This is a genomic window from Rothia sp. 88186D007BW (genome assembly GCF_053544215.1).
The window spans coordinates 1-12,797 of record NZ_JBPPTR010000011.1 but is presented as its reverse complement, the minus strand read 5'-3'; the positions used below and the strand labels follow the sequence as shown (position 1 = coordinate 12,797).

Sequence of the window (12,797 nt, the reverse complement as noted above, 5' to 3'; positions counted from 1 at the left end):
GTGGTTTAGGGTCTGGGTTCGGTCAGTTCGGGGTCTTTGCCTGCACTGACTTCTGCCGGGTCTGGGAGGTAGGGTGCTAGGGGCGGGAGCTCATCAAGGGAGTTCAAGCCCAATTTTTCGAGCAGGGTATCGGTAGTGATGTACTGGGTGGCCCCATTTTCATCGGGTGCGGTTTCGGTAATCAACCCGCGTTGCAGCAGGTTGCGTACCGCTGCGTCGGCTGAGACTCCGCGCACCTGGGCGATGTAAGACCTGGTAGCTGGCTGCTGGTAGGCGATGACAGCTAGGGTCTCAAGGGCTGCCTTAGTGAGCTTGACGGTTTGGGCGCCGACCACAAAGCGGCTAACCCAGGGTGAGAAGTCGGCCCGGGCGTAGAGCCGCCAGCCGCCACCCACTTGGCGTAGCTCAAAGCCGCGCGGTTCGTGGGTGCCGGTGGCATCATCGTAACCATCGTAGTCACGCACCAGCTCATCGAGGGCTGCCTCAATAGCTCGTTCGGGCACAATGAGGGCCGCTGCGAATTCGCGTGCGCTTACCGGTACATCGGCTACGGCCAAAATCGCTTCGATAGCTGCTTTCACACCACCGGGTTGGAGTTCAACCCTGGCCGGTTCGTGGGCGGACGCTACAACCTCAGGCTCTACTGCCGGGCTACGTGGTGGGGCTATGGCGTCTTCTGGCTCTGCACCCCAGCTACCAGAAAGCAGAATCTTGAGGTCATCATCAGTGTAATCGGGGTTCTGACTCATGCTCTCTCTCCTTCTGCTGCCAGGGTGGGGGCATGGGCGCTAGTGGTTTCAAGTCTGAGGGTAATGGGCCCCAGGGTTGTCTCTTGATCTACTGCCAGCACCCCCTCTTTGTAGAGTTCTAGCACCGCAAGAAAGCGTACTGCTACGACTTCGCGGCTACCGGCGTCCGCGCAGGCCTCGGTGAAGCTCAGTTGCCCGCCGCTCTCCCCTAGTTTGGTTAGGAGTGTGGCTTCTTCGGCAGCGATAGTGGTGGCCGGGGTGTAGATGTGGCCGGTGTCAATCTGCGCAGGTTCTGGCTCTCTGCCGGGGTTCTCGTGCAGGCGCAGGGCACCGGCGGCTATCTGGGCGAAGGCCTGCGGGGTCAGGTCAAAGACCAGTTCGGGTAGGACCTTGGTGAAGGCTGGTTCTAGGGCGACGGTGCGGGAAAAACGCTGGTTTTCTGCGGCAAAGTGTTCTTCAAGGACGCTTGCTACCTCCCGGTAGGCCCGGTATTGGAGTAGGCGGGCAAAGAGTAGGTCGCGTGCTTCGAGCAGGTCGGGGTTGGAGGTGAGGGCCTTGTTCTTGCGCGGGAGCAGTCGCGCTGTTTTGAGTTCTAGCAGGGTTGCTGCGGTGATGAGAAAGTCGCTTGCGGTGTTGAGGGCGGCGTCGCTGCCGTCTTCTAGCAGGGGGCGAATGTAGGTGAGAAATTCGTCGGTGACTTCAGCCAGGGCGATATCAGTGATATCGAGTTTTCGGCGGGAGATGAGGGTGAGCAGCAGGTCGTAGGGGCCTTCGAAGTTGCTCAGAGTAAGTATGAAGGGCGCGGGGGCGCTAGGGGTTAGTGTGTTCGGTACCATCACGGCAGCGAGTCTCCTGTAGGTTTTTGAGCCAGGATTAAGCGGCATCTCGTGGGAGCCGCGTTCTTGTTTCTTTAACTATTGTGCCCGCCTCCCCCGGTATTCTTCAAGGGTAGGCGGGCAAAAGTAGTCTAGAGCATAGATGGGGTGGGTTCTTTTAGGGGGCACCACCGCGGGAGATTAACTCGCGCGCTAGCTGGCGGTAGGCCTCAGCACCGGGGTGGTTAGAGGCGTACGACAGAATAGGCTCTGCCGATACGGAGGCATCAGGGAATTTAACGGTGCGCTTGATGACAGTATCGAAGACCTTGTCACCGAAGGCGTCCACGATACGGGAAAGAACCTCTTTTGAGTGCAGGGTACGGGAGTCGAACATGGTAGCTAGAACCCCGTCAATTTCGAGTTTGGGGTTTAGCCGGTCCTGCACCTTTTCGATGGAATCCACCAGCAGGGCCACCGCGCGCAGGGCGAAGAACTCACAAATCAGCGGGATAATGACGCCGTGGCTGGCGGTCAGGGCGTTAACGGTCAGCAGTCCCAGGGAAGGCTGGCAGTCAATCAGGATAACATCGTAGTCGTTTTCAACCTTGCGTAGGGCACTGGCAAGTACCTGTTCGCGGGCAACCTCATTGACCAGTTGCACTTCAGCAGCAGAGAGGTCGATGTTAGCCGGTAGCAGGTCAATGTTCTCAAATTCGGTGCTTTGAATGACCTCACGGATTTCGACCTTGCGGTCCATCATCACGTTGTAGATGGTCAAATCTAGTTCGTGGGGGTTGGCGCCGAAACCGGCAGAGAGCGCACCTTGGGGGTCAAAGTCAACGAGGAGGACGCGGCGTCCGGCTTCTGCCAGGGCGGCACCAAGGTTGATGGTGGAGGTAGTTTTACCTACCCCGCCTTTTTGGTTGACCATGGAGATGATGCGGGCAGGCCCATGTGTGGAAAGGGGTGCGGGGTCGGGGTAGATGCGCAGGGGGCGGCCGGTGGGGCCAAGCTGCTCAGCGCCGGTTTCAGTCACTGTGTTTCACCTTTGGTTGGGTTCACGTCTTTTATCTACCAGTTTAGCCGGTGAGCGCAAACTCGGTTACTTATCGGCCTCTTCTTAGCGGGCCCGCGGGTGGCTAGCAGCAAAAACCTCCCGCAAGGTATCTGCTGTGACCTTGGTGTACACCTGGGTTGTGGTCACAGAGGCATGCCCCAGCAGCTCTTGCACCACACGAATATCAGCCCCACCTTCTAAGAGATGGGTTGCAAAAGAGTGACGCAGGGTATGCGGTGAAATCTCGGCCCGGATTTTAGCGCGTTCAGCATGATTCTTAAGAATCAGGTAGGCACCTTGCCGGGTGATACGCCCTCCCCTGGCGTTGAGAAAGAGCGCAGCGTTACCCTTGCCCTGGGAGGCGAGCGCTGGGCGTCCGCGCACCAGGTAGGTATCAATGGCCCGGGCGGCGTAGGAGCCAAGGGGCACTACTCGCTCCTTATTGCCCTTACCGAAGAGTCTGACAATGGCAGGTAGCTGGTGTGTGTTTTCTGGTTCTGGCCGGTCGATGACTAGATCGTCAATGTCGACGGTGATAGCTTCGCTAATGCGAGCCCCGGTGGAGTAGAGAAATTCCAGTAGGGCCCTATCGCGTAACCCGGTGGGTGTGGCCAGGTCGGGGCTTTCGAGCAGGCGGGTGATGTCAGTTAGGGGTAGGGCCTTGGGTAGACGGGCGGCTGGTGTGGGCGGGCGGACGGTTGCCGCCGGGTCGGTGGCTGTGGTGCCTTCGCGGTACCAGAAGGAGTGGGCCCCGCGCACCCCGCTGATGATGCGGGCAACTGAGCGGGCAGCGAGGGCTTCTCCCCCGTCTTTGCTGGGTGTGGAGCAGTGGGCGGCGAAGTCTCGCACATGTTTTTTGGTGATGGTGTTGGGGGTGATAACACCGTGGGCTGCCAGGTAGGTGCGGTAGCGGGTGAGGTCGCGGCGGTAGGCTGCTTGGGTATTGGCTGCTAGTCCGCGTTCGATGGCCAGGTGGTTGAGGTAGGCTTCCACGGCTTTATCGAGTGGTGTGGGTGCGGGGCCGCTGGCGGGCATGTTAGAGCCCTTCGGCAGGGCGAATTTCACCGCGGTAGTTAGTTTCGCGCAGGGCCGGGTGGGCGGTGAAGGGTGCTGAGACCGAGTAGAGGGTTTTGAAGTTGCGGCGGGCTGCGGCGTCGGCGGCAAGAATGGCGTTGGTGGCAGCCGCGTTGTGGATGCGCCCCGCTAGCACAGCCTGTACAGCTTCTTCTAGGGGAACCCAGCGTTGCACGATTTCTGATTCTTCGTGTTCTCTTTCCTGGCGCTCTTCGTCCGGGATCTCACTCAGGTCGCGGGCTAGGTAGATGCGGCAGGTCTCCCCCATTCCTCCGGGTGAATTGTAGAACTCCATGAGAGTATCCCAGCGGGCAGCTTGCAGGTCGGTTTCTTCTGCTAGTTCGCGGGCAGCGGCATCTACGGGGTTTTCACCGTCGATATCCAGTAGGCCTGCGGGGATTTCCCACAGGTTGGCTCTCACAGGGTGGCGGTACTGGTTAATGAGCAGTACCTCGTTTTTATTGTTCAGGGCCAGGACGGCAACCGCCCCAGGGTGCAACAGAAAATCTCGTTCAAAGGGTTCAGCGCCTTCCTCTAGGGCTATGCCTTCACGAACGACGTCCCAGACGTAGCCCTCAAATTTGGTGGTGCGGCTGGTGACGTAGCGGGGGTTGGCGATATCGGCGATGGTCTGCTGGGCAGCGGCAAGCGCCGGGGCCTTGAGGCGGGGGGCGTCCCCCACCTCATACGAGAGATTCTGTTGCATACCTTAGAACAGTACTAGCCGTTCTTACGGGCCTCAAGTGCCGCCTTAATGAGCCCTGCAAAGAGGGGGTGGGGGCGGGTGGGGCGGGATCGGTACTCAGGGTGGGCCTGGGTGGCGATGTAGTAGGGGTGCTCGTTAGCGGGCAGTTCTACGAATTCCACCAGGGATGAGTCCGGTGAGGTACCTGAGATGACCAGGCCGGCTTCTTCTAGCTGCTGGCGGTAGTCGTTGTTGACCTCGTAGCGGTGGCGGTGGCGCTCTGCTACTTCTTGTGCCCCGTAGACGCTTTCAGCGACTGACCCGGCTGCTAGTTTTGCCGGGTAGAGGCCCAGGCGCATGGTGCCACCCAAATCGCCTGCACCGTCTACGAAGGCCTTCTGTTCTTCGATGGTGGCAATGAGCGGGGATGCGGTCTCCGGGTCAAATTCGGTGGATGAGGCGTCCTTGATGCCCAGGACGTTGCGGGCGTATTCGAGCACCATGGACTGTAGCCCCAGGCAGATACCCAGGGTGGGGATTTTGTGCTCACGGGCGTGGCGCAGGGCGCCGATTTTGCCGTCTAGGCCACGGATGCCGAAACCACCGGGTACGAGGATGGCGTCCATACCGCGCAGCTGGTGGGCGGCGTCCTCGCTGCTAGCGCAGAGGTCTGCGGCAACCCATTTGATGTTGACCTTGGCGTTGTTAGCGAAGCCACCGGCGCGTAGGGCCTCAGTAACTGATAGGTAGGCGTCGGGTAGGTCAATGTATTTGCCGACCAGGGCCACGTTGACCTCGGTTTTGGGGGTGTGCACGGCAGCCAGTAGCTTATCCCACTGGGTGAAGTCTACGGGGTTAGCGTCAATGCCCAGGTAGTCCAGGATGTAGGTGTCAAGGTTCTGGCTGTGCAGGGTTTTAGGGATGTCGTAGATGCTGGGGGCATCGGCGCAGGAGATGACGGCCTCAGGTTCTACGTCGCAGGCGTTACCGATTTTGGTCTTGTGCGACTCAGGTACTTCGCGTTCGCAGCGCAGGATCAGGCCGTCGGGAATGATGCCCAGGCCGCGCAGGGCGGCAACGGAGTGCTGGGTGGGCTTGGTCTTCAGTTCACCGGAGGGGCCGATGAAGGGAACTAGGGAAACGTGGAGGAAGAAGACGTTGCGGCGGCCCACATCGCGGCGGACCTGGCGGGCAGCTTCGAGGAAGGGCAGGGATTCGATGTCGCCCACGGTGCCACCGATTTCGGTGATGATGATGTCGGGGGCCTTCTCACCTTCGGCGGGCAGGCGCATACGGCGCTTGATTTCGTCGGTGATATGGGGAATGACCTGTACGGTGTCGCCCAGGTATTCACCGCGGCGTTCTTTGGCGATGACGTGGGAGTAGACCTGGCCGGTGGTGACGTTTGCTGACTGGTCGAGGTTTTCGTCAAGGAAGCGTTCGTAGTGGCCGATGTCCAGGTCGGTTTCTGCCCCGTCGTCGGTGACAAAGACTTCACCGTGCTGGAAGGGGTTCATGGTGCCGGGGTCGACGTTAAGATAGGGGTCGAGCTTCTGCATGGTCACTGAAAGACCACGAGAGCGAAGAAGTCGGCCAAGAGATGAGGCTGAGAGGCCTTTGCCGAGAGATGATGCTACACCGCCGGTGACGAAAATCTGGCGGGTGACTTTACCGTTGTTTGATGCTTTAGTATCTACCACGGAATTCCAGCCTATCACTCTTTTTATTCCTTCTGTTTCGCCTATGTAAATATTTAGGAGCTACCCCGTGCGCGAGCGCCCTCCCCCTTCTTCCGATGCTTGAGCCAGAATAGGCAGATGGTTAGAGTTGGCCCGCGTCTACGAGGAGTTCTCGGGCGTGTTCTTGGGCTGCGGCTGACTGGTCGTGGCCAGAGAGCATGCGGGCTAGTTCTATCACCCGTTCTTCTGCTGTGAGAACCTGCACACGGGAGAGGGAGCCGTCCTCATTTTTGCGTACCAGAATATGCTGGTCAGCGAAGGCCGCCACCTGGGGCAGGTGGGTGACCACCAGTACCTGCACGTTCTTAGCGAGCATGGCCAGGCGGCGGCCGATTTCGATGGCTGCTTTACCGCCGACACCGGAGTCCACCTCGTCAAAGATGAAGGTGGGCACGGGGTCTACTTCTGAGAGCACCACTTCGAGGGCCAGCATCACGCGGGAGAGTTCACCGCCCGAGGCGCCCTTGCCCAGGGGGCGGGGGACGGCCTGGGTGTGGGGGGCCAGCATGAAGGTCACCGCGTCCTTACCGTAGCGGTGGAATTTCTCGGTTTCTTCTACCTCAACTACCAGTGAGGCGTTGGGCATGGCCAGGGCTGAGAGCTCCTCACTGACCGCAGCAGCTAGCTTACGGGCGGCCTTGGTGCGCAGGTCAGTTAGCGTCTTAGCCTGTTCACCTAGGGTTTCCCGTAGCTGACGCAGTTCAGCTTCAAGGGCTTCTTGGCGGGCTGGGTCGTCAGAGAGAGTTTCTAGCCTGGCCCGGGATTCTTTTGCCCAGGCCAGCACCTCTGCAATATCTGCCCCGTACTTGCGGGTCAGGCTCTTGAGCTGGGCCCGGCGGTGTTCCACTTCAGCCAGACGCTCGGGGCCTTCGGTATCAAGACCGGAGGTGTAGGCAGAAATTTCTTCGGCAATATCGGTCACATGAATCAGGGCTTCGTTCAGTCGCCCAGCTAGGGTAGCGAGTTCTGCGTCCGCATCTGCTTCTGCTTCGAGGGAGGTGCGGGCTGCATCGAGCAGGCCCAGTACGTTGGGTTCGTCGGCGTCCCCGTACTCGGTGCCTGAGAGAGCGGCGGACGCTGTTGCCGCAGCTAAGCGCAGAGATTCAACGTTTGCCAGTTTTTGGCTTTCTGCCCGCAGGGCTTCGTCTTCGCCGTCGGCAGGCTGTATCGAGTCAATCTCAGCTAAGGCACCCTGTAGGGTTTGGGCTTCTAGGGCACGGGCCCTGGTATTTTCTCGCACGTCCCGCAGTTCCCCGGCTGCTTGACGGTAGCGCTCGTAGTTGAGGGTGTAGGCAGCTAGGAGCTTTTCTAGTTTTTTCCCGGCGTAGGAGTCCAGGGCATGACGCTGTTCAGCGGCGTTTTTGAGGCGCAGCTGGTCAGACTGGCCGTGCACTGCCACTAGGGTGTGCCCAATATCAGCTAGCGTACCGATGGGGGCTAAGACCCCGCCCACGTGGGCGCGGGAGCGTCCAGCGGCGCTGACAGTACGCGCTAACAGTAGCTCAGCAGTACCTTCTTCAAGTTCTTCAACTGAGCCACCGGCGTCCTCTGCTAGTTCTAGGGCCCGGTGCCCTTGGGGTAGGCGGATGACGGCCTCTGCTAGGGCCTTCTTGGCCCCGGTGCGCACGTTTGAGGCGTCTGAGCGGGCGCCTAAGAGCATGCCGAGGGCGGTGACGACCATGGTTTTACCGGCGCCTGTCTCACCGGTGAGCACTGAGAAGCCAGGTTCAAGGGGCAGGCGGGCGTCGGTGATGACGCCCAAGTCGCGCAGGTGAATTTCTTCAATCACGAGGGGAAAACTTTCTTAGCGTTCTTTGTCGGTGCGGATGACGGTCAGGGCGCTGGTCGCGGGCCCAGGGTTGTGGGGCCCACGCCAGCCGGCGATGGGTAGTTCAAACTTTTTGACCAGGCGTTCGGAGAAGGGGGCCGGGTGCATTCGGGCTAGGCGCACTGGTTTGGATGAGCGGGTTACTTCTACGCGGGCTCCTGGGGGTAGGTCGCGGGTGCGGCGCCCGTCGCACCAGAGCACACCTTCTGCCCCGTTGGTTGAGATCAGTTCTACGGCCATCATGGAGGTTGGGGCGGTCACTAGGGGCCGGGCAAAGAGGGCGTGGGCGGAGAGGGGCACCATGAGCATGGCTTCTACGCTGGGCCAGACAACCGGCCCGCCGCCAGAAAAAGCGTAGGCTGTTGAGCCGGTGGGGGTTGCTAGCACTACCCCGTCGCAGCCGAAGGATGAGAGCGGGCGGCGGTCTACTTCGATTACGACCTCAATCATTTTTTCGCGGTTGCCTTTTTCGACGCTGGCTTCATTCAGCGCCCAGGTTTCAAGTATTTTCTGTCTGCCGTCCCAGACTTTCACGTCAATTGCCATGCGCTCTTCGACCGTGTAGTCACCTGAGACTACTCGCTCAACGGTTTCGGTGAGGTCAACTTCTTCGGCTTCTGCTAGGAAGCCGACGTGGCCCAGGTTGACGCCGATGAGGGGTATTTGGGTGTGGCGAATCATCTCGGCAGCTCGTAGGATTGACCCGTCACCGCCCAGGACTATGCCTAGTTCAATGTCTTTGAGGGCTACGGACTCGTGGGCGACTGCCACGGGGACGGGTTCTGCCCAGTTTTCGGTGAGGGTTTGAAGGTCTGCCCGGTTCATGACGGGAACTAGCCCGGCTTGGTGGAGTTGGGTGCAGGTGGCACGAGCTGCTTTCCGGGCTTCGGGGCGGCCGGTGTGGGCAAAGACGAGGATGTTACGGGCCTTTGGTGCCTGGGTCTGCTGGGGTGAGCGGGCGGTGTCAGGTGTTTCGTTCACCCCTTTAGGCTAGCTGACCTTGGAGGTTTTTGCTGTTTTTCTTGGCCTAACACACCAGGTTTTTCGAATATTTATTCGACTTTACTGGTGGTGAGAGACTTTTTCTGTCGTAGTGGTTTTGGCAGGTTTCTGGCACCAGAGGAAGAACTCTACGTTCCCATCCTGCCCTGGCAGGGGGCTTTCCTTCTCTCCTAGCACTAGCAGGCCTGCCTCTTGCGCAGCTGCGCGGACGGAGGCCACCGCTTCCGCCCGTGCCTGCGGGTCGGTCACTACCCCCCCCTTGCCGATTCTGGTTGGGCCTACCTCGAACTGGGGTTTGACCATGAGCAAGAGGTCCCCACCTGCGGCTGTTGCCTCAGCTAGCGGGCTAATAACTTTGGTGAGGGAGATAAAGCTCAAATCTGAGACGGTCAGGTCTACCTGCCCGCCAATGTCTTGGGGGCTCATGTGCCGCACGTTCATGCCCTCATAAACATCTACGGCAGGGTGGTTGCGGATCTGTTCAACCAGCTGGTCATGGCCCACGTCAACTGCTGCGACCCGGTGGGCTCCCCGGCGTAGTAAGACGTCGGTGAAGCCCCCGGTGGAGGCACCGGCGTCCAGGCAGAATTTGCCGGCAATAGTAATCTGGGGGAAGGCGTCCAGTGCCCCGGCGAGCTTGTGCCCGGCGCGGCTGACGTACTCGGTGAGCTCGCTGCGGCGCACACGGACTTTGTCGCCTTCTTTGAGTTTCTGAGCCGGTTTGGTGATGGTTCGGCCGTTGATGCTGATGTGCCCGCCTTCGACCATTTTGGCGGCCAGGGTGCGGGAGCGGGCAATCTTTGCCTGCACCATGTACTGGTCCAGTCTCATTGTTTTCCTTCCCGCACCGCACTGGGTATTTAGCGGCTTGAATCTAGGTCTTTTTTCAGGGCGGACGCCAGCTCGCTCAGCTTCTCGATGCGTTCGGTAGCGTCCAGGGCTAGGGCCGCGGTAAGAGCTGCCTCAAATTCGGGGTCTAGGCTCTCCTCTTCCCCCTCTGGGGGTAGGGGTAGTACTTGCCTCAGGGTGCCCTTATCGGCTTCGTCTTCCGTGTTAGCCACGGTGTACCTTGGTGGGGGCAAGCGGCGCGGAGGCTTCAGGGTGGGCTGCCCACCAGGCTGCGCAGGCCACGCGCCAGCTATCTAGCTCGCTGCCTTCACCGTGTATGCTCAGCTCAGTTTCTGTTGCTTCAGCGGCCCAGCCTGCCCCGCTGGCCCAAGCGCCGGTCGCTGTTACCTGGGTTTGGATTTCTGGGTAGTCCTGTAAGAAGTTGTGCAGGTTTTCCAGGATGTAGGTGGGACGCTCTAGCGGGATAGCTGCCATGATGCTCTGGTAGGTTTCTACCCCGGTCAAAACGATGGCTGTTGCCATGCCTGCCTGGTTGCCGCCTCGAACGTCGGTATCAAGCCGGTCCCCTACCACAACAGGGCGCTGGGCCCCGAGTTTGTGGGCTGCGGTTTCAAAGATGGGGGCTGCAGGTTTACCGGCGACCAGTGGGGTGCGGCCGGTGGCTGTGGCCACTGCCCCTACTAGGGTGCCGTTACCTGGTGCTAGGCCTCGCTCTTTGGGGATAGTGAAGTCGGTGTTGGTGGCAACCCAGAGCACTTTTTCATCGGCAAGAGTGTAGGAGGCTTCAGCCAGGTTTTCCCAGCCCAGGGTGGGGTCAAAGCCCTGTACGACCGCGACAGGTTCTTCAGCCTGGCTGGTGACGGGGGTGAGCCCGGCAGCAGTGACGCAGTCAGCAAGAGCCTGAGAGCCGACGATGAGCACCTTGGAGGCAGCAGGGAGCTGCTCTTTGAGCAGTTCAGCAGCGGCCTGTGCTGAGCTGACCACGTGCTCGGCATCGGTGTTAACGCCAAGCTCTACCAGATGGTTGGCCACGCCTTGGACGCTGCGGGAGGCATTGTTGGTCACGAAGACTACCGGCACCCCGGCTTCCTGCGCCTTGTTCAGGGCTTGAGGGGCACCGTCAATGGCGAAAGGCCCAGCGTAAACCACACCGTCCAGGTCAGAGAGGATAGCGTCGTGAGCTGCTAATAGCATTAGTGGCCTTCTTCCTCAGCAGACTCAGTGGAGATTTCAAAGAGAGCTTCTTCTTCAGCCTGTTCTTCGCTCACGCAGTTTTCAGAGCTTGGGAGGGTTTCGTCAATGTCAAAGAGCGCGCCGTCTTCTTCGCTGGTGTCAGTCTCTTCACCGGCGTCAATGCTCTCAGTGGTTCCCGTGCTCTCGACAGTTTCGAGGCTTTCAGCGGTTTCAGGGCCCTCTGCGGTTTCAGGGTCTTGGCTGGGTGCAGCTTCAGTAGCCGCAGCCTCGGTCTTTGCTGTGTTGTCTTCCTGGCCGGTAGCGTTCTCAGGTGCGGTGGCTGAGGCTTGAGCTTCAGCAGCTTCAAGGTCGATGGAGGGCTCTTCGGGTTCTAGCAGGTCTTGTTCGGTGAAGATATCGAAGATTTCAGGTTCCACAAAGTCACCTTGGCCGAGGGCTGCCTCGGTCATCAGGGCAAGACGGGCCCAGCGGGCAGCTTCCTTGACCCGGCCGTCCTGTGTGAGCAGTTCAGCGTAGGTGTTGAAGAGGCGAGGTGAGTAGTCAAAACCGCGCTTGGGGTTAAGTTCAGGGATTTCAAGAGCTTTAAGGGCTTTCTTCAGATCGCCTTGGTCGCTGTAGATGCCGGAGACTACGATAGCTACCTCTGAGCGGACGGCGGCAGGCACGTCTTCGCTCTTGGCTTCTTCGGCCAGAGTGAGGGCTTTTTCGATACGGCCGAGGGCACGCTCGCAGTCTACGAGCAGGGCCAGGTGCTCGTTGGAGCCTGAGATACGGCGGTGGGTGCGTAGTTCACGCAGGGCCAGTTCGAAGTCTTCAGCCGCGTATGCGGCAATACCTACGACTTCGCGGACGACGCCGATTCGCCCTGCTCGTTTTGAGGCGGCAACGGCGTGTTCTAGGGCGAAGTCAGGGTCGATGTCTAGGTATCGGCCGACCATGACTAGGTGTTTAGCTACGGTGTCTGCGTTCTGGGCTTCTAGCTGGCGTAGGGCGCGCAGGGTCCAGTTTTCTAGTTCTTTACCGGTGACGTCGGTGTCAATCTCGGGCGCGTTCTTTGAGGGGCGGTAGTCACCGCTGGGGTTCTTGGTCTCAGCAGTAAAGTTCCGGTCTTTGCGGTCCCCTTGGTAGCCGCGCTTGTTGTGGTCGCGGTCAAAGTTTTTGCGGGGGCCGTTGCCTTTACGGTCGAAGGTGCGTTCGCCTCGGCCGTTACCGTTGTTTTTGCGATCGTCAAAGCGCTTACCGCCGCCACGGTTTTTGTCGAAGGGCTTCTTTTTGTCATTGTAGGGGCGGTCGCCGTCACGCTTGGTGTAGCCTGATTCGGTGCGGTCTGAGCGGTCGCTACGGTAGGGGCGTGAGGAGTTACGGTCTTTGTTCTTCTTGTAGCCACCACGGTTATTATCTGAGTGGTTACGTGAGTATTCAGCCAAGTGAGCTCCTCTATGATGTTGGGGGGGTAGGGCTCTTATTGGCCCTGTTCTACTGCTAGGTTCTAGTCTATCTGGCTTGAGTTACCTTGCGTAGGGGCTTACCTGCTCTTGCTGGTGCGTTTTCAGGCACACAGCACCCTATAGGTAGGGTGTTCCACGGTTGTCTCTTCCAAAAGAAGAGGTTCTCTTTAAAAAGAAAAGGGCTGAGGCAGATGCTGCCTCAGCCCACAGTGCGGGGGCTATCTACCCCGGTATGTAGCTTAAAACAAGAAAAGCTCAGAGCATGAGCTCTGAGCTTTTCCTTGTATCCCACTATAAAAACCGGCGGTGACCTACTCTCCCACACCGTCACCAGTGCAGTACCATCGGCGCAAA

The 12,797-nt window shown here is 59.5% G+C and carries 12 protein-coding genes; all 12 read right to left on the bottom strand.

The genetic code is table 11. The features are described from left to right. Positions 1 to 5: 5 nt before the first annotated feature. The 12 genes from scpB to ACEE09_RS07310 all read right to left on the bottom strand — a co-directional run bounded on the left by scpB (position 6) and on the right by ACEE09_RS07310 (position 12,422). Positions 6 to 749, bottom strand: a complete 744-nt coding sequence (gene scpB / locus ACEE09_RS07365) for an SMC-Scp complex subunit ScpB (protein ID WP_449083438.1) — start codon at positions 747 to 749, stop codon at positions 6 to 8. After that, complete coding sequence (locus tag ACEE09_RS07360) at positions 746 to 1,585, bottom strand: segregation and condensation protein A (RefSeq protein ID WP_449083560.1); 840 nt, start codon at positions 1,583 to 1,585, stop codon at positions 746 to 748. The genes scpB and ACEE09_RS07360 overlap by 4 nt, the downstream gene beginning before the upstream one ends. Positions 1,586 to 1,742: 157 nt before the next feature. Continuing rightward, a complete protein-coding gene (locus tag ACEE09_RS07355) occupies positions 1,743 to 2,603 on the bottom strand; it encodes a ParA family protein (protein ID WP_449083436.1) in 861 nt (286 codons plus the stop codon). A gap of 84 nt (positions 2,604 to 2,687) precedes the next feature. Then, complete coding sequence (locus ACEE09_RS07350) at positions 2,688 to 3,659, bottom strand: site-specific tyrosine recombinase XerD (protein ID WP_449083434.1); 972 nt, start codon at positions 3,657 to 3,659, stop codon at positions 2,688 to 2,690. Between the two features lies 1 nt (position 3,660). Beyond that, positions 3,661 to 4,404, bottom strand: coding sequence for an NUDIX domain-containing protein (locus tag ACEE09_RS07345; protein WP_449083432.1), 744 nt, complete (start codon positions 4,402 to 4,404; stop codon positions 3,661 to 3,663). A 14-nt stretch (positions 4,405 to 4,418) separates the two neighbouring features. Continuing rightward, positions 4,419 to 6,101 carry a CTP synthase gene (locus ACEE09_RS07340; RefSeq protein ID WP_449083431.1) on the bottom strand — a complete coding sequence of 561 codons (1,683 nt, stop codon included), beginning with the start codon at positions 6,099 to 6,101 and terminating at the stop codon, positions 4,419 to 4,421. Positions 6,102 to 6,204: 103 nt separating this feature from the next. Beyond that, positions 6,205 to 7,911 carry a DNA repair protein RecN gene (gene recN, locus ACEE09_RS07335; RefSeq protein ID WP_449083429.1) on the bottom strand — a complete coding sequence of 569 codons (1,707 nt, stop codon included), beginning with the start codon at positions 7,909 to 7,911 and terminating at the stop codon, positions 6,205 to 6,207. A 15-nt stretch (positions 7,912 to 7,926) separates the two neighbouring features. Then, positions 7,927 to 8,931: an NAD kinase gene (locus ACEE09_RS07330; RefSeq protein ID WP_449083427.1), complete on the bottom strand. Its 1,005-nt coding sequence runs from the start codon at positions 8,929 to 8,931 to the stop codon at positions 7,927 to 7,929. Positions 8,932 to 9,012: 81 nt separating this feature from the next. Next, positions 9,013 to 9,783, bottom strand: a complete 771-nt coding sequence (locus ACEE09_RS07325) for a TlyA family RNA methyltransferase (RefSeq protein ID WP_449083425.1) — start codon at positions 9,781 to 9,783, stop codon at positions 9,013 to 9,015. 29 nt (positions 9,784 to 9,812) lie between these two features. Further along, the gene (locus ACEE09_RS07320) at positions 9,813 to 10,013 is read right to left on the bottom strand and encodes a hypothetical protein (RefSeq protein WP_449083423.1); all 201 of its coding nucleotides are present in this window, start codon (positions 10,011 to 10,013) and stop codon (positions 9,813 to 9,815) included. Then, entirely contained in the window at positions 10,006 to 10,995 is a 990-nt protein-coding gene (locus ACEE09_RS07315) for an HAD-IIA family hydrolase (protein ID WP_449083421.1), read from the bottom strand. The genes ACEE09_RS07320 and ACEE09_RS07315 overlap by 8 nt, the downstream gene beginning before the upstream one ends. Next, entirely contained in the window at positions 10,995 to 12,422 is a 1,428-nt protein-coding gene (locus ACEE09_RS07310) for a hypothetical protein (protein ID WP_449083419.1), read from the bottom strand. The genes ACEE09_RS07315 and ACEE09_RS07310 overlap by 1 nt, the downstream gene beginning before the upstream one ends. Between the last annotated feature and the right edge of the window lie 375 nt (positions 12,423 to 12,797).